A 20714-nucleotide genomic window follows, 5' to 3' on the forward strand; every position below is an offset into this window, starting at 1 on the left:
CCCCGGCGCCGGGGGCGCATCCCCCCCCGGGGCTCACCCCCCGCCCCGCCCCGGCCCCCCCCCCCCCCCCCCCGGGGGGGGGCCCCCCCCGGGGGGGGGGGGGGGGGGCCGCCCCCCCCCCGGCGGCCGCGGACCCGAGCGGGGTCCGCGGCAGCCGCCCCGGGAAGCGCCCGAGGAACATTCCGACGGCGCTCCCCGGCGCGGTGAAACGTGACACCGCACCGCACTGAAACCCATTGCGCCACTGCGCCTCCGCCACAGCACCGCCGTACCCTCCCGCGCGGGAACGACTCGGGCGAATCGTTTCCGCATCTGCACGGGCAGGGCAGCACGCAGCACCAGCACCACCGAGAACAGGCTTGACCCGCACAGCTTTCGCACTCCCTGACACCCACGTCCCTGCCGACGTGTTTAACCGACCGGAGGAAGCCGTGGCCGCAACGCCCAGGTTTCGCAAAGACGCAGGCGCAGTACCGGAGGAGAAGCACCCGGTCGACGAGACCTTGCCTCCGCTGAAAATGTTCACGAGCGGTCTACAGCACGTCGCCGCCATGTACGCGGGTGTCGTCGCCCCGCCGATGATCGTCGGCCCCGCCGTCGGTCTCTCCGCCACCGAGACCGCCTTCCTGATGGGCGCCTCGCTCTTCACCGCGGGCCTCGCCACCCTCCTCCAGACGCTCGGGGTCTGGAAGATCGGTGCCAAACTCCCCTTCGTCAACGGCGTCTCCTTCGCCGGAGTGACCCCGATGATCGCCATCGGCAAGGGCGAGGGCGTCAACGCCATCCCCGTCATCTTCGGCGCGATCATCGTCGCCGGACTCGTCGGCTTCCTCGCCGCGCCGTACTTCGGAAAGCTCGTCCGCTTCTTCCCGCCCGTGGTCACCGGCACGGTCATCACCCTGATCGGTGTCTCGCTGCTCCCGGTGGCCTTCAACTGGTCGCAGGGCGGCAACCGGACCGCCGGCGACTACGGCTCGATGAAGAACATCGGCATGGCCGCCCTCACCCTGGTGATCGTGCTGCTGATGCGCAAGTTCCTGCGCGGGTTCCTCCAGCAGATATCCATCCTGCTCGGCCTGGTCGCCGGAACACTGGTCGCCATCCCGCTGAACATGACCAACTTCGACGCCATCCGCAACGCGGACATCGTCGGCTTCCCCACGCCGTTCCACTTCGGCGCGCCGCAGTTCCAGGTCGCGGCCATCATCTCGATGTGCATCGTGATGCTCGTCTGCATGACGGAGTCCACCGCCGACATCCTGGCCCTCGGCAAGATCGTCGGACGGCCGGCGGACGCGAAGACCATCGAGGGCGGCTTGCGCGCCGACACCCTCGGCAGCGCGCTCAGCCCGCTGTTCAACGGCTTCATGTGCAGTGCCTTCGCCCAGAACATCGGGCTCGTCGCGATGACCAAGGTGCGCAGCCGGTTCGTCGTCGCGGCCGGCGGCGGCATCCTGATCCTGCTGGGGCTCTGTCCGGTGGCCGCCTCCATCATCGGTGTGGTCCCGCTGCCCGTCCTCGGCGGCGCCGGCATCGTCCTGTTCGGCTCGGTCGCGGCCAGCGGCATCCAGACGCTGGCGGGCGCGGCCATGGAGAAGGGCGAGAACGCCCTGATCGTGGCGGCCTCGGTCGGCATCGGCCTGATCCCGATCGCGGCGCCCGGCTTCTACCACGCCTTCCCCAAGGACCTGCTGGTCGTCCTCGACTCGGGCATCAGCACCGGCTGCGTGGTGGCCATCGTGCTCAACCTCGCCTTCAACCACCTCGGCGCCAAGAAGGATCCGGCCGCGGAGGCGGCGGCGGAACCGGTGTTCGTGCACTGACACGCTCGCTCACCGGGCGGTACGGACGTCACCCACTGCGGGGGTGACGTCCGTACCGCCGCACTCGTAGGGGCCCACGGCGGGTCCGGATCAGATCCCCGGGCCCGCCCGCCCGGGCCCCGCGGGCGGGACCGGCTCCGCCCAGATGTCCGGCGGGACCGTCCGGGTCCGCCGCCCCCGCTCGTCCAGCACCTGCGCCTCCGACTTGCGCACGTGCAGCGCCACCGCCGAGTCGGTGATCCGCATCCCCGGCAGCCGCCGGGACAGCTCCGAGGTGTAGCGGGACAGCCCTTCGACCGTGCGCAACCGCGCCGTGATCATGACGTTCCAACGCCCGCTGACGGACATGCAGGTCCGGGTCTCGCGCAGCCCCGCCGCGACCGCCGCGCATTCCCCCACGTCGTACTCCGGCACCTCCGCCCACAGCGTCGCCGCCACCGGCCAGCCCGAGAGCGCCGACGCCATGGCGCAGCTGTAGCGCAGGCTCTGTCCCGCCTCCAGCCGACCCAGCCGGCGCCGTACGGTCGACTCGCTCATCCCGCACTCCCGGGCCAGGGAGGCCACGCTGCGGCGCCCGTCGGCGGCCAACGCCAGGGCCAGCGGCCGGTCTTCCTCCGTCATGGCGGTGACCGGCGGCGCCACCCCCGCGCCGGGGGCCGAGGAGCGCCGGCCGCGCCCGGTCAGCAGGCCGATCTGCGCCGGTGTCAGCTGATCCAGCCGCCACCGGTCGGGGGCGTAGTGCACCGCCGTCACCATCGACGAGCGGGTGCCGACCACGCCCGGTATCCGCTGCACCCGGAAGGACAGGTACCGGTACAGCGCGGGGACGTCCGGTACGGCCACGAAGGCCAGCAGGTCCCGGCCGCCGGTGGTGTGCTCCAGGCCCAGCGACTGCGGATCGGCCACCAGGGTCGCGCCCACGGTCGGGGAGGCCCCCGCGTCGCACATCACCTCCACCCACGCCATACAGGGCGCGCTGGTCCCCGTACGCAGGCCGAGACCCGAGATCCATGCCTCTCCGGCGCCGGTGAGCCGCTCCCAGCGGCGCGCGAGGGTGTCCGGGCGCGTGCCGAGCACCGGGGCCAGTCGCTCCCAGCTCGCGCGGGGTGCGAGCTGGAGTGCGTGGACGAGCGCCCGGTCGGTGTCGTCCACGGCGGAAACGGCCGAATTCATATCCTCCCCCTGGCGGATCTCCCGGTCAGCGGCTTGTCAACCGGGCTTTCGGCCGATCATCTCTCTTTGTGCGCCCCATCGGTGAATCAGCCGGTCGGCCGCACATTCGGCACAGCGCGGGAGGACGTGTGGGGGATCCCGTACCGGGCGTGGGTCAGGCGGTGCCCGTCGAGCTGTCGAGCTTCGTCGGCCGTCGCCGGGAGCTGACCCGCGTCGCGTCACTGCTGGCCACCGAGCGCCTGGTCACCCTCACGGGACCGGCGGGCATCGGCAAGACCCGGCTCGCCGTGCGCGCCGTCCGTACCGTGACGGGGACCACCGGCCTCGACACCGTCTGGGTGGACGTCTCGGCGCTGCCGGGCTTCCGCCGGGTGGTGGTGGAGCACCGGCTGATCCACGGGCTCGCGGGGCGGGAGGTGCTGCTGGTGCTCGACGGGTGCGAACAACTGGGGGAGGCCGCCGGCCGCCTGGTGGAGAACCTGCTCGGGTGGCTGCCCCGGCTGCGCGTGTTGGTCACCTCCCAGCGCCGCCTCGCGCTCCCCGGTGAGGCGGAACTCGCCGTACCGCCCCTGTCGTTGCCGCCCGCGCCACCGGACCCGGCCGCCCCGCTCGCACCGGCCGCGATCGCCGGGTCGGCGGCCGTGCGGCTGTACGAGGAGCGGGCCCGGGGCGCCGATCCCTTCTTCGAGCTGACCGATCGCAACGCCGCCGCGGTCGCCGCCCTGTGCCGGGCGCTCGACGGCATCCCCGGCGCGCTGGAACTCGTGGCGGGGCGCGCGCACCGGTACGCGCCGCTCCAGGCGCTGCGTCGGCTGACCACGGAGCCCCTGAACTTCCTCGCGGGCGGCGCGGGCCGGTCCACACCGGTCGACGCCGAGCGCTCGCTGCGGCTCTCCCCACCCGCCGAGCGGCTGCTGTGGGAGCGCCTCTCCGTCTTCGCCGGCCCCTTCGACGCGGCCGCCGTGGCCGAGGTCTGCGGTTTCGGGGAACTCACCCCGGACTCCGCCGCCCGGCTGCTGGCCCGACTGGCTCCCGCCCTGCTGGCCGACGACGAGCGGCCGGGCCGCTACCGGCTCCCGTTGGCGGTGCGCGCGTACGCCGCCCGACGCCTGGCACACAGCCCGGACGGCGACGGGCACACCACCGCCCTGCGCCACCATGCGCGCTCGCGCAGAATCGCCGGGCGGGCCGCCGGGCTCTGGCAACGCGGGGCGCAGCCGGCGGCGCGCGAACTGGCCCTGCGGGAGCTCGCGGAGCTGCGGACCGCGATGAATCCGCTGTCCGCCGCGGGTCCCGGGGCCGCGCTGGAGATCGCCGTCGACCTGTGGTTCCTGTGGACGGCCTGCGGGCGGGCGGAGGAGGGCCGGCGCCACCTGGAACGGGCCCTGGCCCTGCACCCGGCGCCCCGGCCGGCCCGGGCGCTGTGGCTGGCGGCCTGGCTGGTGGCGGGCTTCGGCGAGGCGGACACCCGCGACCCGCTGCTCGTGGAGGCGTGGAGCACCGCCGTACAAGAGGGCGAGGACGCCTGCCTCGCCTACCTCGCCCACGTGCGCGGCACGGTCGCACTGTGGCAGGAGCGGTACGAGGACGCCGCCGCCGAGTACCGCGAAGCGCTGGAACTCCTGCCTCCCGAGCCCGGTTTCGGGCCCGGCCGGGGAGCGTTGCGCGCCGCCCGGACGCTGGCCCTCGCCCACACCGGCGCACCGGACCCGGCCACGGGGGAGGAGGCGGGGGACGGTCCCGGCGCGGGCGCCGATCCGTGGGCCCGCGCCTGGGAGCGGTACGCCCGGGCCGTCGCCGCCCTGGCCGCGGGCCGCCCGGCACGGGCCCGTACCGAAGTGCTGCGGGCGCTGGAGACCCAGCTCGCCCTGGACGACCGGCTGGGACAGTCCTTCTCGGCCGCGCTGCTGGCCGAACTGGAGTCGGCCCGGGGCGACTACGAACGGTCCGCGCTCCTGCTGGGGGCGGTCGGCCGTACCCGTCCGGCGGGCGCCCGCGCGCCGCGCGCCCTGCGGACCGTGCGCGAGCGGATGACCCCGCAGGCGCTGCGGACCGCGTACGCGCAGGGCGCACGGACGGGACTGCGTGCGCTGCTGCCCGAACTGTGAGCTCCCGTTCGCGCTGTCGTACTCCTTGCCGAACGCGGGCGGCGAACTGATCCTTGGGGCCCGGTCACATGGTGCACGCGGACGCCCCGAGGGCGTCCCTGAGCAGACAGGTGGTACCGCCGATGCCAGAGTCACCGCAGTTGTGGATGCGCACCGAGACACGGCCCACCGAACGCCGCGCCCCCCTCACCCCGCATGACGCCGAACACCTCGTCCGGAAGGGCGTACGGATCACCGTGGAGGAATCCGCCCACCGGGTCTTCCCGCTCACCGACTACGCGGACGCCGGCTGTGCGACCGCGCCCGCCGGCGCCTGGGCCACCGCCGCGCCCGGCTCCGCGTTCGTCCTGGGCCTGAAGGAACTCCCGCCCACGCCGGAGCGTTTACGGCACCGGCACGTGTACTTCGGGCACGCCTACAAGGGTCAGACGCAGGCCCGCGCGCTGCTGCGGAGGTTCGCGGCGGGCGGCGGGACCCTGTTCGACCTGGAGTACCTGGCCGACGAGCACGGGCGCAGGCTCGCGGCCTTCGGTTACTGGGCCGGGTACGCGGGCGCCGCCCTGGCCGTCCTGCATGCCCGGGGCCGGCTCGCCGCCCCGCTGGTGCCCCTCGCGCGCGAGGAACTCGACGCGCGATTACGGGACTCGTACACCGCCCCGACCGGAGACCGGGAGCCGAGGGAGCTGCGGGCCCTGGTCATCGGGGGCCACGGCCGCAGCGCCCGGGGCGCCGCGGACGCCCTGGCGACCGCCCGGGTACGGGTGACCCGCTGGGACCGGGGCGACACCGTCCGGCTGGACCGGTCGGCCCTGCTCGGCCACGACATCCTGGTCAACGCGGTGCTCACCACACGCCCGGTACCACCGTTCCTCACCCCCGCCGACCTCGACCCCGACCGGGAACGGCGGCTCACGGTGATCGCCGACATCACCTGTGACACCGGCTCCCCGCTGCACCTGCTGCCCGTCTACGACCGGCTCACGGACTGGGCGGTCCCGGTCCGCCGGCTGCGCGCCGGCCCGCGTCCGCTGGACGTGATCGCCATCGACAACCTGCCGTCCCTGGTCCCCGCGGAGGCGGCCCGCTCCTTCTCGGCGGACCTCCTCCCCAAGCTGCTGGCCCTGGGGACGGGGACCCCGGACCCGGACTGGTCGCGCTGCCGGGCGGCCTTCACCCGGGCGGTGGCGGGAGTCGGCCGTTCCGCCGATCGGCGGAGCCGACGGACGGGCACGCCCATGCCGTGACGGGCGGACCGCCGGGGCGGGCGACCGCCGGGACGGGGCACCGCGGCCGGTCGGGCAGGGTCGGAGCGTGGGCCAGGGGGCCGGGAGCGGTCAGGCGGCGGTCGGGGGCCCGGGGCGGTTCAGGAGGCCGGGCTCAGGTACATGCCGCTCTGGTCCCCGCCGGGCGTGTTCTTGCAGCCCGACGACGCGTTCGCGGGCTGGGCCACCGCCAGCGCGAGACAGCGCCCGACGGCCAGCTGACCGAAGTAGTTCGGGTGCATGGACTCCTGAACCAAACCCTGCGACGCGTTGTTGTCGATCCAGCGCGCCCACTCGCTCGTCTTCGCCGAAGCCGCCGAGGTCGCGGTCACCTGCTTGCTGGCCTTGGCGCACACCTCGCGCCCCTGCATCATGTCCCGCAGGTCCAGGAACTGCACGCCCTTGGCCGCGGCGACCGCCTTGATGCCGTTCGCGAGCTGCGGCACGAGCGAGTCCCGGGCCCAGTCGGAGTCCCGGTTCCAGAAGGGGCAGCCGCCGGTGTCGAGTCGACTCCAGTCGCTCTGGGTGTACCGGTTCTCCGCGCCGCGCGGGATCGGCGACGGGTAGGACTGGAGCACGATCCGGTAGGAGGAGTCCGCGTATCCGGCGCCGCGCATCACGGCCCGGATCTCGTCGACCGACTTGCCGACCTTGGCCATGACCCCGTCGATCCTCTGGTCCACGCCCGCCTGCTGGTCGTCGTAGCAGTAGGAGTTCCAGAGGACGAAGTCGTAGGCGCACTCCTTGATGATGTCGGCGAAGCCGAGGTCGTTGCCGCCGATGGACAGCGCGATCACCTTGACGTCGTCGGTGGCGGCCACCGCCGCCAGTTGATCCGCCTGCGGCGCCTCGCCCTTGAAGGGGACGCCGCCGTTGGAGGCCCGGAACACGTTGTCCGAGACGGCCCCGGAGCAGGCCAGGTTCACGGCGACGGAGGCCACCGCGCCCGCGCTCAACACCTCGGCCGCGTCCGAGCGGTCGCATCCGCCGGCCGTGGCCCCGTATACCTTCGACGGGTCGTACGTGCTGCCGCCGACCCAGGCCCGGTCGGTGCCGGTGCGACTGCCGCTGCCGGTCAGGCTGTTGCCCTTCCAGCGGCCGGCCTCGCCCGAGATGTAGCTGTCGCCCATGGACACGATCGCGGTGGGCCCGTTGCCGGGACTCGCCGCGGCCGGGCCGGCGCCGCCGCCCACCAGCGCCGTGACGGCGAGCGGCAGGGCCATCCCGACACCGGCCAGTCGTCGCACGCGACGGCGGGTCCGGTCCTTGCTGACGTTGCGGAATCCGATCACTGCGGAACTCCTGCGGTCGGCCATGCGAAGGCCAGGACAACTGGCGTCGCATGGCTGGGAAGTGGGGGTTACCGCCGGCGCCGGTGGCATCGGAAAGGTGACACGCGGCCGGATGTTACCGCTAGGTACACGCAGATTACGATGGCGTAACGACCGACCAGTCGGTCGGGAATCGAGTCCGCCGTGAGTCCACCGCGAGCCGAACACGGCTCCGCCCCCGGCGCGTTGGGGCGACGGGGGCGGAGTCGGTGCGTTCGGCTGCTGTGCGTTTCAGCCGAAGTGCGGGGAGGTCAGCCGAGGAGCTGCTCGTACGCCGGGAGGGTGAGGAAGTCCGCGTAGTCGGCGTCGAGGGCGACCTGGAGCAGGAGGTCGTGGGCCTGCTGCCACTTGCCGGCGGCGAAGGCGTCTTCGCCGACCTCGGCGCGAATCGCGGCCAGTTCCTCGGCGGCGAGCTCACGGGTCAGCTCGGCCGTGGCCGGCACCAGCGCGCCGTCGTGCTCGAACACCACGCCCGCGTTGATCCACTGCCAGATCTGCGAGCGCGAGATCTCGGCGGTGGCGGCGTCCTCCATCAGGCCGAAGATGCCGACGGCGCCGAGACCCCGCAGCCATGCCTCGATGTAACGGATGCCCACCTGGACCGCGTTGTGGAGGCCCTCGTACGTCGGCTTCGCGTCCAGGGAGTCGATCGCGATCAGGTCGCCCGGGGCCACCGAGACGTCCTCGCGCAGCCGGTCCTTCTGGTTCGGCTTCTCGCCGAGCACCGCGTCGAAGGAGGCCATCGCGATCGGGACGAGGTCGGGGTGGGCGACCCAGGAGCCGTCGAAGCCGTCGGCCGCCTCGCGGTCCTTGTCGGCCCGCACCTTCTCGAACGCGACCCGGTTGACCTCCGCGTCCTTGCGGGACGGGATGAAGGCCGCCATGCCGCCGATCGCGTGCGCGCCGCGCTTGTGGCAGGTGCGGACGAGGAGTTCGGTGTACGCCCGCATGAACGGGGCGGTCATCGTCACCGCGTTGCGGTCCGGCAGGACGAACTTCTCGCCGCCGTCGCGGAAGTTCTTCACGATCGAGAAGAGGTAGTCCCAGCGCCCCGCGTTCAGGCCCGCCGCGTGGTCGCGCAGCTCGTAGAGGATCTCCTCCATCTCGTACGCGGCGGTGATGGTCTCGATCAGGACGGTCGCGCGGACGGTGCCCTGCGGGATGCCGACGTAGTCCTGGGCGAAGACGAAGATGTCGTTCCAGAGGCGCGCCTCCAGGTGCGACTCCGTCTTCGGCAGGTAGAAGTACGGGCCCTTGCCGAGGTCGATCAGGCGCTGTGCGTTGTGGAAGAAGTACAGGCCGAAGTCCACGAGCGAGCCGGAGGCCGGGGCGCCGTCGATGGTGAGGTGACGCTCCTCCAGGTGCCAGCCGCGCGGTCGCATCACGACGGTGGCGAGCCGGTCGGCCGGCTTCAGGGCGTACGACTTGCCCGTGCGCGGGTCGGTGAAGTCGATCCGCCGCTCGTAGGCGTCGATCAGGTTGAGCTGGCCGAGGACGACGTTCTCCCAGGTGGGAGCCGAGGCGTCCTCGAAGTCGGCGAGCCAGACCTTGGCGCCCGAGTTCAGGGCGTTGATGGTCATCTTGCGGTCCGTCGGACCGGTGATCTCCACGCGGCGGTCGTTCAGCGCGGCCGGCGCGGGCGCCACCTTCCAGTCGCCCTCGCGGACCTGTGCGGTGTCCGGGAGGAAGTCGAGGCTGGAGGTGCGGGCGATCTCGGAGCGCCGTTCGGCGCGCCGGGCGAGTAGCTCGGCGCGGCGGGGGGCGAACCGCCGGTGCAGCTCGGCCACGAAGGCCAGGGCCGCTTCGGTGAGGACCTCGTCCTGCCGGGGCAGGGGCTCGGCGTCGACGATGGCCAGCGGGGACGGCGCTGGTGCGGACATATCTGTCACTCCTTCAGCGGCGGTGCCTGGCGGCCGCGGGGGAATGCTCGCGCGAGACGGCACGCAGTGTCGTCGGGTGTGGAGAGTTCCGGAATACGGTCGCGGGCGCCGTCTGTGGGTTCAGGGCGCTTCTGACCAGTGGATAGTAATTTCCTCATGGTGGAAGTTCAATGGTTTGTTGATGTCGAGATTCTCCTGGTCGACATATTCGGCCGATCGGTGGCCCTCAGTGCCATGTCGGTCACCCGGCGCACAAGCCGGCCTCACCCCAGCCGCGCCAGGTCGGGCGGGGTGTCGATGTCGAACGCCTCGGCGATGTCCGCGCACTCCACCAGCGTGAGGTCGGCCGCGTGCTCCCGCAGGTGCACCCGCGCGCCCTGATCGCCGGTCGCCGTCTCCTCGATGTCGCTCCAGCGGGCGGACCCGAACAGCACCGGATGGCCGCGCTCGCCGTCGTAGGACGCGGCCACCAGGCTGGTGGGGGAGCGGTACGCGGCCAGGACGCGGGCCACCGCCCGCGCCCCGATCCCCGGCTGGTCCACCAGCGACACCAGGGCGGCGGTGGCACCCGTGCCGGCCAGCGAGCGCAGGCCCAGCCCCAGCGAGGAACCCATGCCCGCCGCCCAGTCGGGGTTCTCCACCACGACGCAGCCCGCCAGGTCGGCGCGCTCACGGACCTCCGCCGCCGACGCGCCGAGCACCACGTGCACCGGGTCGCAGCCCGCCTCCCACAGCACCCGCACCGCGTTCTCGACGAGCGGGCGGCCGCGGTAGGGCAGCAGGGCCTTGGGCCGGCCGCCCAGGCGACGCCCGCCGCCCGCCGCGAGCAGCAGGCCGGCGATCACCGGGCGGTCGGCGCCGGGAGGGTCGGCGCCGGGCCGGTCGGCGCCGGACCGGTCGGAGTGTGCGGTGTCGGCTGGCATGTCAGCGATTCTCGCCCCTGCGCGGACCCGCGCGGGCGGCCCGGCCCGAACCCGTCCCGGCCGAACCGGCTCAGCAGGAACCGGCCCAGCGCGCGCAGTGCGGAAGCCACCGCCGCGAGTCGCAGGGGCTCCGAGATCCGCTGCTCGGCGGCGGCCGCGAGGGCGCGCTCGTCACGATCGGTCAGCATCCAGGCGTCACGGGGGGTCGACATGACCGGCGTCTCCTTGCCAATCGGGGGCCAATACGGCGAGTGTGGTCCCTCGATTGGCCTGGCAGGCAGAGCCAATCAGGGGAGGTTGGCATGGCGAACGGGCGAATCGTCCAGACCGCGGACAGGACCATCGGCAGCCGCCAGTTGGCGGCGCTCCTCCCGCCGGGGGTTCTTGCCCGGCCCGGCTACCGCGCGCTCGCCGACGCCGTGCGGACCCTGATCCTGGACGGCCGGATCGCCCTGCACGTGCGGCTGCCCGCCGAACGCGAATTGGCCGAAGCGGTCGGCGCCGGCCGGGCCACCGTCACCGGCGCCTACGATCTGCTCCGCGAGAGCGGCTACGCCCACAGCCGCCGCGGCTCGGGCACCTGGACCGACCTCCCCGACGGACACCGCCCCGTCGGCGCCCCCACGCTCCTCGGCGCCGGTGGCTACCGGCCCGACGACGACCCCGGCACGGACCTCGCCATCGCCGCCATGAGCGCCCCCGAAGGAGCCCTGACCGAGGCACTGGCCTGGGCCGCGTCCAGGCTCCCCGAGGCCGCGCGCACCCCCGGCTACCACCCGTTCGGACTGCCCGCCCTGCGAACGGCCGTGGCCGACCGGTTCACCCGGCGCGGGCTGCCGACCCGCCCGGAACAGATCCTGGTGACCGCCGGCGCCCAGCAGGCTTTCGCGCTGGTGGTGAGCCTGCTCTGCCGGGCCGGGGACCGGGTCGTCACCGAGAGCCCCACCTACGCCAACGCCCTGGACGCGCTCCGCCATGCCCGGGTGCGCACCGGGTCGATCGCGGTCTCCGACACGGGCTGGGACATGGAGATCGCCGAATCCACCCTGCGCCAGACCGTCCCGCGACTGGCCTACGTGATCCCGGACTTCCACAACCCCACCGGCGCCCTGATGCCGCCGGACCAGCGGCTGCGCCTGCTGTCGGCCACCCGACGGACCGGCACCTGGCTGGTGGTGGACGAGACCATCGCCGACATCGCGCTCGACGTACCGCCCCCCGCGCCGCTGGCGTCCCTGGCACCGCCCGGGGGAGCCGACCACGTCATGACCATCGGCTCGCTCAGCAAGACGTACTGGGGCGGACTGCGGGTCGGCTGGATCCGCGCCACCGCCAAGATGATCACCGAGCTGACCACGGTCCGGGTTGCGGCCGACATGACCGGTTCCGTACTGGACCAGCTCGTCGCGCTCCCGCTGCTGGAAAGGCTGGACCGGGCGCTGCCCGACCGGCTCGCGGAGCTGCGCGTACGGCGCGAGGCCCTGGTGCGCGCGCTCCGGCGGCACACCCCCGAGTGGTCGTGGCGACTGCCGCCGGGCGGGCTCTCCCTCTGGGTGGACCTCGGCGAGCCGGTCAGCTCCGCGCTGTCCGAGCGGGCCGCCGCCGCCGGTGTCCACATCGGGCGGGGAGCCCGCTTCGGGGTGGACCCCGGCACCTTCGAACACCGGCTGCGGATTCCGTACACCCTCCCCGTCGACCGGCTGGAAGAGGCCGTACGCCGCCTCGCGGCCGCCTTCCACGACGGCGTCCCGCTCACCCCGGCGGTGCAGCGCCCCCACTGGGTCGCGTAGGGCCTACCGGGTGCGGATCAGCCGGCGGCCGGCGGCCGCCGCCACCGCCGCCGTGCGGGAGTCGACGCCGAGCTTCGCGTACACGTGGACCAGGTGGGACTTGACCGTGGCCTGGCTGAGGAACAGCCGCTTCGAGATCTGCTGGTTCGACAGCCCGTCCGCGACCAGTTGGAGCACCTCCAGCTCCCGCTTCGTCAACGCCTCGGCGGGCGTCCGCATCCGGTCCATCAGCCGGAGCGCCACCGCCGGGGCCAGCGCCGACTGGCCGGCCGCCGCCGTGCGGACCGCCGCCGCCAGTTCCTCCGGCGGTGCGTCCTTCAGCAGGTAGCCCGAGGCGCCGGCCTCCACCGCCGCCAGGATGTCCGCGTCCGTGTCGTACGTGGTCAGCACCAGCACCCTCGGGGCCGCCGGGCGCGCCGTGATCAGGGCCGTCGCCGCCGCGCCGTGCATCCCGGACCCGAACTGGAGGTCCATCAGCACCACGTCGACCTCGGCCGAGGCGGCCAGCTCCACCGCCCGCTCCGCCGTCGCCGCCTCCGCCGCCACCGCGAAGTCCGGCTCGGCCTCCAGCACGGCCCGCAGCCCGGCCCGCACCACCGGGTGGTCGTCGGCCAGCAACAGCCGGATCGTCATCAGGGTGCCTCCAGGGGCAGCGGCAGGGTGACGGCCACGGCGGTGCCCTGGCCCGGGGCGGACTCCACGGTGAACAGCCCGCCCAGCGTCTCGGCCCGCGAGCGCATCGCCGGCAGGCCGAAGCCGCCCTCGCCCGAGGGCGCCGAGTCGACATCGAAGCCATGACCGTCGTCGACGACGTCCAAGGTGACCGAGGCGTCCATGAAGGTGAGGGTGATCTCGGCGCGCCCGGCCCGCGCGTGCCGCACCACATTGGCCAGCGCCGACTGGGCGATCCGCAGCAGCGCCACCTCGTACGGGGTGGGCAGCGCCCGGGACGCGCCGCTGAGCGAGAACCGCACCCGAGGCCCGGGCGCCGCCGAGCACAGCCGCTCCAGCGCCGCGGCGAGCGACCCGTGCTCCAGATCCGGCGGGGTCAGGGCGCGTACGAACCGGCGCGCCTCGGCGAGGTTCTCCTGGGCGGCCTCCCGGGCCCGGCCGATGTGCTCCAGCGCCGCCGCGTCCTCGGGGAGCGACCGCTCGGCGGCCCGCAGCAGCAACTGGATGGACGACAGCCCCTGCGCCAGGGTGTCGTGGATCTCCCGGGCGAGCCGTTCCCGCTCGGCCAGGATGCCCGCGCTCCGCTCGGCGTCGGCCAGTTCGGCCCGCGTCGCCATGAGTTCCTCGATCAGCCGCCGCCGGCGCTCGCTCTCGCGGTACAGCGCCTGGTAGCCCAGTACGGTCGCCACCGCCACGGCGCCGCCCAGCAGCGGACCGAGGAACGCCCCCGGCGTCACCACCGGGCCGTCCGCCGTGCCGCTGTGCCCGAGGAAGCCGCCGATGGCCGCGCACGCCGTCACCGCGACGGCCGCGATCCCCCAGCGCAGCCGAAGCAGGTGCAGCTCCAGGAAGTACAGCGGGAAGGCGATCCACAGCCCGTCGGCGGAGACCACGAGCAGCGCCGCCCAGGCGCAGCCCAGCGCCCCCAGCCACACCGCGCCGGCCCGCGGCGACCGGTGCACCGCGGGCGTCAGCGCCCCGCCCGCGTAGAGCGCGGCGAGCAACGCGCAGACGGCCACCACCCACCCGGCGCGGGTCGCGCCGTCCGTGACGGCCCGCCCGGCGGCCAGGGCGAGCAGCCCGAAGAACAGCGCGTGCAGGCACAGCCGCAGGACGCGCGACACGGGCGTCAGCTGACGGGAGGCGGGGGAGCGGGGAAGTACAGGCATGGCCTGACCAGCGTAAGCGCGGCCCGACGGCGCCCGGTCAACCGAAAGTTCGATGTCCGGCTCCGTCCTTCGATACCGGGAACCGAACCGCCGCGCGATGCCCCGGGACCGCCGCCGACAGCAGGGTGGGGACCATGTTCGTCGCATGGAGAGATCTACGGTTCGCCAAGGGCCGCTTCGCCCTGATGGGGGCGGTCGTCCTGCTGATCACGCTGTTGGTCGGCCTGTTGTCCGGACTCACCGCCGGACTGGCCCGGGAGAACATCTCGGCCGTCACCGCACTGCCCGCCACCCACCTGTCCTTCGCCGCGCCCGCCGGCGACCGGCAGGTGTCCTTCACCGACTCGCAGGTGCCGGAGAGCGCCTGGCGGACCTGGCGGGCCCGGCCGGGGGTCCGCGCGGCGGAGCCCCTGGCCATCCGTACGACCAACGCGGTCTCCGGCGGGCGCACCGCCGCCGTGTCCCTCTTCGGCGTCGACCCGGTCGGCCGGCTCGCGCCACGCGGCTCCGGCCTGGCCCCGGGGCGGGTGGTCCTCACCGAGAAGGCCGCCGAGGAACTCGGCGGCCTGAAGCCCGGAACCCGGCTGAGGGTCGGCCCGCTCGACCTGACCGTGGCCGCGGTGTCCGGCACCACCGCGTTCAGCCACACGCCCGTGGTCTGGGCGGACCTGGGGGACTGGCAACGCGTCGGGAACCCGGGCGCGGTCGGCGGCGTCGTCGCCACCGTCGTCGCCCTGGACGCCCCGGGCGCCGACCTCGGCGCCGGCGACGAGGCCGCCGGGACCAAGACGGAGACGGTCGACGCCGCCTTGGGCGCCATCGGTTCCTACTCCTCCGAGAACGGCTCGCTCCAGCTGATGCGCGGCTTCCTCTTCGCCATCTCGGCGCTCGTCATAGGGGCCTTCTTCACGGTGTGGACGATCCAGCGCGGCGGCGACATCGCGGTCCTCAAAGCGCTGGGGGCCTCCACCGGTTACCTGCTCCGCGACGCCCTCGGTCAGGCGGTGGTGATGCTGGGCCTGGGCACCGGGCTCGGCACCGCGCTCGCGGCCGGGTTCGGCGCGCTGATCAGCGGTGGCGCGGTGCCCTTCGTACTCGACGCGGCCACCGTCCTCGTCCCCGCCGTGGTCATGATCGTCCTCGGCGCGCTGGGCGCGGCCCTGTCCATCCGGCGGATCACCGCCGTCGACCCGCTGACCGCCCTCGGGAGCGCCCGATGACCCTGCACCTCCATGACGTCACCCTCACCTACCCCGACGGCGACAGTCGGCTCACCGCGCTGGACGGCGTCTGTCTGGAGGTCCCCGGCGGCACCCTCACCGCCGTGATCGGGCCCTCCGGTTCCGGCAAGTCCAGCCTGCTCGCCGTCGCCGCGACCCTCGTCACCCCCGACTCCGGGCGGGTGGTCGTCGCGGGGCGGGACACCGCCGACCTGGGCGCGGCCGAGAAGTCGAGGCTGCGCCGCGAGGCGATCGGGATCGTGTTCCAGCAGCCCAACCTGCCCGCGTCCCTGACCGCCGTCGAGCAACTCCAGGTGATGGCCCACCTGTCCGGTCGCCCCGTCCGGCGGCTGCGCGGGCGCGCGCTGGAGCTGCTGGACGCGGTGGGCCTGGCCGACAAGGCCGACAAGCGCCCGCACCAGCTCTCCGGAGGCCAGCGCCAGCGCGTGAACATCGCCCGCGCGCTGATGAACGAACCCGCCGTGCTGCTGGTCGACGAGCCCACCAGCGCGCTGGACCACGAGCGCGGCGCGGCGGTGCTCGACCTGCTGGTCACCCTGACCCGCGAGCGCTCCACGGCCACCGTGCTGGTCACCCACGACCACGCCCACCTGGAGCGGATGGACCGCACGGCGCGGATGGCGGACGGCCGCCTCACCCAGTCGGTCCCGACCGGCTGAGCGGACGCGAAAGCCCCGGCCACCCGCCTTTTCGGGCGGGGCCGGGGCCGTCGTGCGTACCGGGCTTACGGGACGTACGGGCTTACGGGGCGTGCGGGCCTACGCCGGGCTCTGGCTCTGCAGGGCCACCGACAGCTCGGTCGCGACGCCCTGCAGGATCGGCACGAAGGACTCGGCCACGGCCTCCGTCACCCGGCCCGCGGGACCCGAGATGGAGATCGCCGCGGCGGTCGGCGAGTTCGGCACCGACACCGCGAGGCAGCGGACCCCTATCTCCTGCTCGTTGTCGTCGACCGCGTAGCCGGCCTTGCGCACCTGCTCCAGGGCGTCCAGGAAGCCCTCGGGCGTGGTGATGGTCTTCTCGGTCGCGGCGGGCATCCCGGTGCGCGCCAGCAGGGCGCGGACCTCGTCGGCGGGGGTGTAGGCGAGCAGCGCCTTGCCCACGCCGGTGGAGTGCGGCAGCACCCGGCGGCCGACCTCGGTGAACATGCGCATGGAGTGCTTGGAGGGCACTTGGGCGACGTAGACGATCTCGTCCCCGTCCAACAGGGCCATGTTGGCCGTCTCACCGGTCTCCTCGACCAGGCGCGCCAGGTAGGGGCGGGCCCAGGTGCCGAGCAATCGGGCGGCCGACTCGCCGAGGCGGATCAGTCGGGGGCCGAGGGAGTAGCGCCGGTTGGGCTGCTGGCGGACGTATCCGCAGGCGACGAGGGTGCGCATGAGGCGGTGGATGGTCGGCAGCGGCAGTCCGCTGGCGGCGGAGAGCTCACTGAGCCCGACCTCGCCCCCCGCGTCGGCCATGCGTTCGAGCAGGTCGAAGGCGCGCTCCAGGGACTGGACGCCACCGCCGCCGGCGGTGGGCTTGGCGGAAGCGTCGGTGGTGCTGGCGCTGGACGTCGGCACGGGCGCGGTCCTTTCGGTGCTGGCAGGCAAGGAAGCAGCCTACCGGTCGGTCGGCGTCGGCCCTAGAGTCGGGCGACGCCTTCCCCGCCGGTCAGAGGCGGTTTGTCCTGGAGACGGAGGGTGCCCCGAAGGTACCTGGCGCCTCGGGGTGGTGATAGCTACATTCTGTATAGTGAAATCTTAATTCCATCTTGTGGAAACGTCCAAGTGGCTCGCGGGCATGTCGGCGGTCCGTCCGGAGGCTCTTGACTGGCTTCGGATCGCGGTGAAGACTCCGTCAACAGAACGTTGAATTTCGCTCTGTGGAAGTAGATGGGGAGGTTCCGGCGTGTCCGACGACGTGGAACTGGTACTGCGCTCGACTCGCGTCATCACCCCCGAGGGGACGCGCGCCGCTTCGGTAGCCGTCGCCGCCGGGAAGATCGTCGCCGTACTGCCGCACGAGGCCGAAGTACCGGCCGGTGCCCGTCTGGAGGACTTCGGCGACGACGTCCTGCTCCCCGGCCTGGTGGACACCCACGTCCACGTGAACGACCCGGGCCGCACCGAGTGGGAGGGCTTCTGGACGGCCACCCGCGCCGCCGCGGCCGGCGGCGTCACCACGATCCTCGACATGCCGCTGAACTCCCTGCCGCCGACCACCACCGTCGACCACCTGCGGATCAAGCAGGACGTCGCCCGCAGCAAGGCGCACGTCGACGTCGGCTTCTGGGGCGGCGCGCTGCCCGACAACGTCAAGGACCTGCGCCCGCTGCACGGCGCCGGCGTGTACGGCTTCAAGTGCTTCCTGTCGCCCTCCGGCGTGGACGAGTTCCCGCAGCTCGACCAGGAACAGCTGGCCACCTCCCTCGCCGAGATCACCGGCTTCGGCGGCCTGATGATCGTGCACGCCGAGGACCCGCACCACCTGGAGTCCGCGCCGCAGAAGAGCGGCCCCAAGTACGCGGACTTCCTCGCCTCCCGTCCGCGCGACGCCGAGAACACCGCGATCGAGAACCTCATCGCCCAGGCGCGGCGGCTGAACGCGCGCGTCCACGTCCTGCACCTGTCCTCCTCCGACGCGCTGCCGGTGATCGCCGCCGCCAAGGCCGAGGGCGTACGGATCACCGTCGAGTCCTGCCCGCACTACCTCACCCTCACCGCGGAGGAAGTGCCCGACGGCGCCAGCGAGTTCAAGTGCTGCCCGCCCATCCGCGAGGCCGCCAACCAGGACCTGCTGTGGGACGCGCTCGCCGACGGCACCATCGACTGCGTCGTCTCCGACCACTCCCCCTCCACCGCCGACCTCAAGACCGGTGACTTCGCCACCGCGTGGGGCGGCATCTCCTCCCTCCAGCTGGGCCTCCCGGCGATCTGGACCGAGGCGAGGAAGCGCGGCCGCACCCTCGAAGAGGTCGTGCGCTGGATGTCCACCGCGCCGGCCGCCCTGGCCGGACTGGCCGCCAAGGGCGCCATCGAGGCCGGCCGCGACGCCGACTTCGCGGTCCTGGCCCCCGAAGAGACCTTCACCGTGGACCCGGCCCACCTGCACCACCGCAACCAGGTCACGGCGTACGCGGGCAAGACCCTGCACGGCGTCGTGAAGTCCACCTGGCTGCGCGGCACGCAGATCGCCGACCACGGCACCCCGACCGAGCCCACGGGCCGACTTCTCGAAAGGCAGAACTGACTGTGACGGCGATTCCCTCGTTCACCGGTAACGCGAACCCGTACGGAGGCGGCGACCCGTACGCGGACTACCGCACCGCGGACTTCCCGTTCACCCAGTACGCGAACCTCGCGGCGCGTGCGCTCGGCGCCGGTGTCATCGCCGCCAACGACGAGTTCTTCGCCGAGCGCGAGAACCTGCTCATCGAGGAGCCCGCGCACTTCGACCCCGAGCACTTCGGGCACAAGGGCAAGGTCATGGACGGCTGGGAGACCCGCCGCCGCCGCGGCGTCTCGGCCGAGCACCCCTGGCCGACCGCCGAGGACCACGACTACGCCCTGATCCGCCTCGGCGCCCCCGGCGTCATCCGCGGCATCGTGGTCGACACCGCCCACTTCCGCGGCAACATGCCGCAGGCCGTCTCCGTACAGGCCACCGCCGTCGAGGGCTCCCCGACCGCGGAGGAGCTGCTCTCCGACGACGTCAAATGGACGACCCTGGTCGAGCGCACCCCGGTCGGCGGCCACGCGGCCAACGGCTTCGAGGTCGATGTCGAGCAGCGCTTCACGCACCTGCGCCTGAACCAGCACCCGGACGGCGGCGTGGCCCGGCTGCGCGTCTACGGAGAGGTCCGCCCGGACCCCAAGTGGCTCGCCGCGCTCGGTACGTTCGACGTCGTCGCCCTGGAGAACGGCGGCTCGGTCGAGGACGCGTCCAACCGCTTCTACTCCCCGCCGACCAACACCATCAACCCGGGCCGCTCCCGCAAGATGGACGACGGCTGGGAGACCGCCCGCCGGCGGGACAACGGCAACGACTGGATCCGCTACCAGCTGGTCGCCGACTCCGAGATCCGCGCCGTCGAGATCGACACCGCCTACCTCAAGGGCAACTCGGCCGGCTGGGCCTCGCTGTCCGTCAAGTCCGGCGAGGAGGGCGAGTGGACGGAGTTCCTGCCGCGCACCCGCCTGCAGCCCGACACCAACCACCGCTTCGTGCTGGACACCCCGGCGGTCGGCACGCACGTCCGCATCGACATCTTCCCGGACGGCGGTTTCTCCCGCCTGCGCCTGTTCGGTTCGCTGACGGAGGCCGGCGCGGCCGCGCACGCCGCCCGCCACCGGGAACTCGGCGGCTGACGACGACGTACCCGGGGGCCGACACCCCCGGGGCGTCACGCTCCGATGGGGCGCGCCGCCGGTGCGCCCCATCGGCGTGTGCGGCCCCCGCCGGGGGCTACGCGGCGTGGCCGCCGTCCACCGAGAACTCCGCTCCCGTGACGTACCCGGCGTCCCCGCCCGCGAGGAACGACACCGTGGCCGCCACCTCCCGCGCCGTACCGAAGCGCCCCAACGCCGTCATCGCGGCCTGGGGGCCCGCGTAGGGTCCGTCGGCCGGGTTCATGTCGGTGTCCACCGGACCCGGGTGGACGAGGTTGGCGGTGATCCCGCGTCCGCCGAGTTCCCGCGCCAGCGCCTTGTTCAGGCCGATCAGCGCGGCCTTGCCCATCGCGTACAGGGTGCCGCCGGGGCCGGGGACCCGTTGCGCCATACAGCTGCCGATCGTGATGATCCGGCCGCCGGTCCCCATCCGCGCGGCCGCGGCCTGGGAAGCGAGGAAGACGCCCCGTACGTTCACCGCGAGGAGCCGGTCGACCTCGGCGACGCCGAGCGTGTCCAGCGGCCCGAGCACCCCGACCCCCGCGTTGTTGACCAGGACGTCGATCCGGCCGAGGTGCCGTACGGTCTCCTCCACCGCGCCGGCCGCCCGCGCGGCGTCCCCCGCGTCGGCCCGTACCGCCAGGGCGCGGCGGCCGAGGGCCTCGATCCGGCCGACGACGGCCGCGGCCGCCTCGGCGTCCCGGACGTAGGTGACGGCGACGTCCATGCCGTCCTCGGCCAGGCGCAGGGCCGTGGCCGCCCCGATGCCCCGGCTGCCGCCCGTCACAAGAGCCACAGTGCCGTTCATGTGTGTCCTTCCGTAGGTCGTGCGTCCCAACTCGTTGCGGTTTCAATGAAATGACGGCGTGGGGTCGGAGGCCGGCGGAAATCGGACCCCGCGTTCGCGCGCGCCGCGCCGGTGAGTCCCGCGCCGCCGGGGAGTCTGAACGGTGACGACCTGACCGGACGGAG

The 20714-nt window shown here is 73.5% G+C and carries 17 protein-coding genes; 8 read left to right on the forward strand and 9 right to left on the reverse strand.

Translation table 11 applies throughout. From position 1 onward, the window contains the following. Positions 1 to 431 precede the first annotated feature (431 nt). Positions 432 to 1823, forward strand: a complete 1392-nt coding sequence (locus ACFVXJ_RS12085) for a nucleobase:cation symporter-2 family protein (RefSeq protein ID WP_389661607.1) — start codon at positions 432 to 434, stop codon at positions 1821 to 1823. Positions 1824 to 1913: 90 nt separating this feature from the next. On the opposite strand, the gene ACFVXJ_RS12090 is transcribed toward ACFVXJ_RS12085, so the two are convergent. Next, positions 1914 to 2996, reverse strand: coding sequence for an Lrp/AsnC family transcriptional regulator (locus tag ACFVXJ_RS12090; protein ID WP_389661608.1), 1083 nt, complete (start codon positions 2994 to 2996; stop codon positions 1914 to 1916). Between the two features lie 128 nt (positions 2997 to 3124). Here ACFVXJ_RS12090 and ACFVXJ_RS12095 point away from each other — a divergent pair, with 128 nt between their 5' ends. Next, positions 3125 to 5104, forward strand: a complete 1980-nt coding sequence (locus ACFVXJ_RS12095) for an ATP-binding protein (RefSeq protein ID WP_389661609.1) — start codon at positions 3125 to 3127, stop codon at positions 5102 to 5104. 122 nt (positions 5105 to 5226) lie between these two features. Further along, the gene (locus tag ACFVXJ_RS12100; RefSeq protein WP_389661610.1) at positions 5227 to 6348 is read left to right on the forward strand and encodes a saccharopine dehydrogenase; all 1122 of its coding nucleotides are present in this window, start codon (positions 5227 to 5229) and stop codon (positions 6346 to 6348) included. 119 nt (positions 6349 to 6467) lie between these two features. Here the strand turns inward: ACFVXJ_RS12100 and ACFVXJ_RS12105 are convergent, their stop codons facing one another. The 4 genes from ACFVXJ_RS12105 to ACFVXJ_RS12120 form a co-directional block, all read right to left on the reverse strand. Then, entirely contained in the window at positions 6468 to 7748 is a 1281-nt protein-coding gene (locus ACFVXJ_RS12105; protein WP_389661611.1) for a GDSL-type esterase/lipase family protein, read from the reverse strand. 200 nt (positions 7749 to 7948) lie between these two features. After that, positions 7949 to 9577 (reverse strand): malate synthase A, encoded by a 1629-nt coding sequence (gene aceB / locus ACFVXJ_RS12110; RefSeq protein ID WP_389661612.1) that lies wholly within the window; start codon positions 9575 to 9577, stop codon positions 7949 to 7951. Between the two features lie 263 nt (positions 9578 to 9840). Next, positions 9841 to 10500 carry an NTP transferase domain-containing protein gene (locus ACFVXJ_RS12115; RefSeq protein ID WP_389661613.1) on the reverse strand — a complete coding sequence of 220 codons (660 nt, stop codon included), beginning with the start codon at positions 10498 to 10500 and terminating at the stop codon, positions 9841 to 9843. Then, positions 10419 to 10712, reverse strand: coding sequence for a hypothetical protein (locus ACFVXJ_RS12120; protein ID WP_389661614.1), 294 nt, complete (start codon positions 10710 to 10712; stop codon positions 10419 to 10421). The genes ACFVXJ_RS12115 and ACFVXJ_RS12120 overlap by 82 nt, the downstream gene beginning before the upstream one ends. Positions 10713 to 10802: 90 nt before the next feature. Here ACFVXJ_RS12120 and ACFVXJ_RS12125 point away from each other — a divergent pair, with 90 nt between their 5' ends. Beyond that, complete coding sequence (locus ACFVXJ_RS12125) at positions 10803 to 12290, forward strand: PLP-dependent aminotransferase family protein (RefSeq protein WP_389661615.1); 1488 nt, start codon at positions 10803 to 10805, stop codon at positions 12288 to 12290. 3 nt (positions 12291 to 12293) lie between these two features. Here the strand turns inward: ACFVXJ_RS12125 and ACFVXJ_RS12130 are convergent, their stop codons facing one another. Continuing rightward, positions 12294 to 12923: a response regulator transcription factor gene (locus tag ACFVXJ_RS12130; RefSeq protein ID WP_361308104.1), complete on the reverse strand. Its 630-nt coding sequence runs from the start codon at positions 12921 to 12923 to the stop codon at positions 12294 to 12296. Further along, on the reverse strand, positions 12923 to 14131 hold the full coding sequence (locus ACFVXJ_RS12135; protein WP_389661616.1) for a histidine kinase: 1209 nt from the start codon (positions 14129 to 14131) through the stop codon (positions 12923 to 12925). The genes ACFVXJ_RS12130 and ACFVXJ_RS12135 overlap by 1 nt, the downstream gene beginning before the upstream one ends. A gap of 134 nt (positions 14132 to 14265) precedes the next feature. Here ACFVXJ_RS12135 and ACFVXJ_RS12140 point away from each other — a divergent pair, with 134 nt between their 5' ends. Both ACFVXJ_RS12140 and ACFVXJ_RS12145 read left to right on the forward strand, forming a co-directional pair. Further along, positions 14266 to 15351, forward strand: coding sequence for an ABC transporter permease (locus ACFVXJ_RS12140; RefSeq protein ID WP_389661617.1), 1086 nt, complete (start codon positions 14266 to 14268; stop codon positions 15349 to 15351). Next, positions 15348 to 16031, forward strand: a complete 684-nt coding sequence (locus ACFVXJ_RS12145; protein WP_389661618.1) for an ABC transporter ATP-binding protein — start codon at positions 15348 to 15350, stop codon at positions 16029 to 16031. Before ACFVXJ_RS12140 ends, ACFVXJ_RS12145 begins: the two co-directional genes overlap by 4 nt. Positions 16032 to 16130: 99 nt before the next feature. Here ACFVXJ_RS12145 and ACFVXJ_RS12150 read toward each other — a convergent pair whose 3' ends face one another. Next, positions 16131 to 16934, reverse strand: coding sequence for an IclR family transcriptional regulator (locus tag ACFVXJ_RS12150; RefSeq protein ID WP_389661619.1), 804 nt, complete (start codon positions 16932 to 16934; stop codon positions 16131 to 16133). Positions 16935 to 17262: 328 nt separating this feature from the next. Here ACFVXJ_RS12150 and allB point away from each other — a divergent pair, with 328 nt between their 5' ends. Together allB and alc are read left to right on the forward strand one after the other, a co-directional pair. Further along, the gene (gene allB, locus ACFVXJ_RS12155; protein ID WP_389661620.1) at positions 17263 to 18603 is read left to right on the forward strand and encodes an allantoinase AllB; all 1341 of its coding nucleotides are present in this window, start codon (positions 17263 to 17265) and stop codon (positions 18601 to 18603) included. Positions 18604 to 18605: 2 nt separating this feature from the next. Next, positions 18606 to 19721 carry an allantoicase gene (gene alc / locus ACFVXJ_RS12160; protein ID WP_389661621.1) on the forward strand — a complete coding sequence of 372 codons (1116 nt, stop codon included), beginning with the start codon at positions 18606 to 18608 and terminating at the stop codon, positions 19719 to 19721. Between the two features lie 97 nt (positions 19722 to 19818). Here alc and ACFVXJ_RS12165 read toward each other — a convergent pair whose 3' ends face one another. Beyond that, positions 19819 to 20550 carry an SDR family oxidoreductase gene (locus ACFVXJ_RS12165; protein ID WP_389661622.1) on the reverse strand — a complete coding sequence of 244 codons (732 nt, stop codon included), beginning with the start codon at positions 20548 to 20550 and terminating at the stop codon, positions 19819 to 19821. Positions 20551 to 20714: the final 164 nt, after the last annotated feature.

Source organism: Streptomyces sp. NPDC058279, from assembly GCF_042881255.1.
Classification (GTDB): Bacteria; Actinomycetota; Actinomycetes; order Streptomycetales; family Streptomycetaceae; genus Streptomyces.

Coding starts and splice junctions, on each gene's coding strand:
- ACFVXJ_RS12100 (WP_389661610.1), top strand. CDS start 5,227: ATGCCAGAGTCACCGCAGTTGTGGATGCGCACCGAGACACGGCCCACC.
- ACFVXJ_RS12120 (WP_389661614.1), bottom strand. CDS start 10,712: ATGTCGACCCCCCGTGACGCCTGGATGCTGACCGATCGTGACGAGCGC.
- ACFVXJ_RS12140 (WP_389661617.1), top strand. CDS start 14,266: ATGTTCGTCGCATGGAGAGATCTACGGTTCGCCAAGGGCCGCTTCGCC.
- ACFVXJ_RS12125 (WP_389661615.1), top strand. CDS start 10,803: ATGGCGAACGGGCGAATCGTCCAGACCGCGGACAGGACCATCGGCAGC.
- ACFVXJ_RS12105 (WP_389661611.1), bottom strand. CDS start 7,748: ATGCCACCGGCGCCGGCGGTAACCCCCACTTCCCAGCCATGCGACGCC.
- aceB (WP_389661612.1), bottom strand. CDS start 9,577: ATGTCCGCACCAGCGCCGTCCCCGCTGGCCATCGTCGACGCCGAGCCC.
- ACFVXJ_RS12145 (WP_389661618.1), top strand. CDS start 15,348: ATGACCCTGCACCTCCATGACGTCACCCTCACCTACCCCGACGGCGAC.
- ACFVXJ_RS12165 (WP_389661622.1), bottom strand. CDS start 20,550: ATGAACGGCACTGTGGCTCTTGTGACGGGCGGCAGCCGGGGCATCGGG.
- ACFVXJ_RS12115 (WP_389661613.1), bottom strand. CDS start 10,500: ATGCCAGCCGACACCGCACACTCCGACCGGTCCGGCGCCGACCGGCCC.
- ACFVXJ_RS12130 (WP_361308104.1), bottom strand. CDS start 12,923: ATGACGATCCGGCTGTTGCTGGCCGACGACCACCCGGTGGTGCGGGCC.
- ACFVXJ_RS12135 (WP_389661616.1), bottom strand. CDS start 14,131: ATGCCTGTACTTCCCCGCTCCCCCGCCTCCCGTCAGCTGACGCCCGTG.
- ACFVXJ_RS12090 (WP_389661608.1), bottom strand. CDS start 2,996: ATGAATTCGGCCGTTTCCGCCGTGGACGACACCGACCGGGCGCTCGTC.